The organism is Microbacterium sp. NPDC078814, assembly GCF_040702645.1.
Lineage (GTDB): Bacteria > Actinomycetota > Actinomycetes > Actinomycetales > Microbacteriaceae > Microbacterium.
The window spans coordinates 1-1,515 of sequence record NZ_JBFBLT010000036.1 but is presented as its reverse complement, the minus strand read 5'-3'; the positions used below and the strand labels follow the sequence as shown (position 1 = coordinate 1,515).

Sequence of the window (1,515 nt, the reverse complement as noted above, 5' to 3'; positions counted from 1 at the left end):
CGGAAAGTGTCAAGGCGGGTGAGACAGATTCCGTCAGGCGGTCTGTATGAGGGCCTCCTGTGAGGGCTGGTTGATCCAGGCGGCCTCGGGCAGCTTGGGCGCCTGGGGTCGGCGGTGGCCGAAGCGCTCGGGACGGGCGGCGTAGGCCGCGTCCAGGGTGGCCTGGCGCTGGGCGCGGACCTGCCCGGCGGTGCCGAAGTGGACGCTGGCGGGGGTGTGCAGCCCGATCCCGCAGTGGCGGTGCTCGTGGTTGTAGTAGGCGAAGAACTGCTCGGCGAACGCGCCGGCGTCGGCCAGGGACCCGAAGCGCTCGGGGAAGACCGGGGCGTACTTCAGCGTCTTGAACGCCGCCTCGCTGTAAGGGTTGTCGTTCGACACGTGCGGGCGGGAGTGCGACCTGGCCACCCCGAGGTCGACGAGCAGCTGAGCGACCGGTTTGGAGGTCATCGAGGTCCCGCGGTCGGCGTGGATCGCCTCCGGCACGCCATGGATGCCCATGGCGTGCTCGAGCAGGTTCTTGGCGATCTCGGCGTCCTCGCGGGCCGCGATGGTCCAGCCCACGACGAACCTGGAGAAGATGTCGAGCACGACGTACAGGTCGTAGTACACGCCCCGCTCCGGCCCCTTGAGCTTTGTGATGTCCCAACTCCACACCTGCCCCGGCGCCGTCGCGACGAGCTCGGGCCGGGTCCGGGGCGGGTGGCTCGCCTGCCGGCGCCGTTCCCCGGCCATGTCGTGCTCGCGCAGGATCCGGTGCATCGTGGACATCGAGCACAGGTAGGTGCCCTCGTCCAGCAGCGTGGCCCAGACCTGGGCGACCGACTTGTCCGCGAACCGCTGGCTGGTCAACACGGCCAGCACGTGGGCCCGCTCGGCGGCGGACAGCTTGTTCGCCGGTGCCGGCCGCGGTGTCCGTGGACGTGGCGGTGGCGGGTTCTTGGCCCGGTAGTGACTGGCGCGGGAGCGACCCAGCAGCGCGCACGCAGCCGCGGTGCCGACGTGCTCGGCCAGCCCGTCGACGGCCGGGTTGATCACCGCGGCGACCGCGGCGGCTTGTCCGCGCTCTCGGAGAGCGTCTCCAAGAGCGCGTGTGCTTTTCCCATCAGGTCCAGCGCCGCCCTGGTCTTGGCCAGCTCGGCCTCGGCCTTCTCCGCCCGGGCCCGTAGCGCCTGCAGCTCCCGCTCGCGCCGGTCCCGCGGCTTGCTGCCCAGCCCGGACAGCGAGCCGGCGGCCGCGGCCTTGCGCCACTCGATGATGTGGGAGGTGTACAGGCCCTCCCGGCGCAGGATCTCCCCACGCCCAGAGCGGTCCGCGGCGTCGTACTCGGCCAGGATCGCCGCTTTGAACTCGGCGGTGAACGTCCGCCTCTTGGGCCGGTCAGCACGAGGAGCCATAGCCCCATCATCGGTGCCGACGTCAGCAACCGTCATCGTCATCTCAGTATTGGTCCGTTCTCGCCCCGTGCAGTGCGAAGGTCAGCAGTGCTGGTGTCTCACCCCATCCTGACGCACAGGG

1 pseudogene is annotated in these 1,515 nt (G+C 70.6%); it reads right to left on the bottom strand.

The window, feature by feature from the left end:
* Positions 1–33: 33 nt before the first annotated feature.
* Positions 34–1,394, bottom strand: a pseudogene (locus AB0300_RS18805) (IS3 family transposase).
* Positions 1,395–1,515 lie beyond the last annotated feature (121 nt).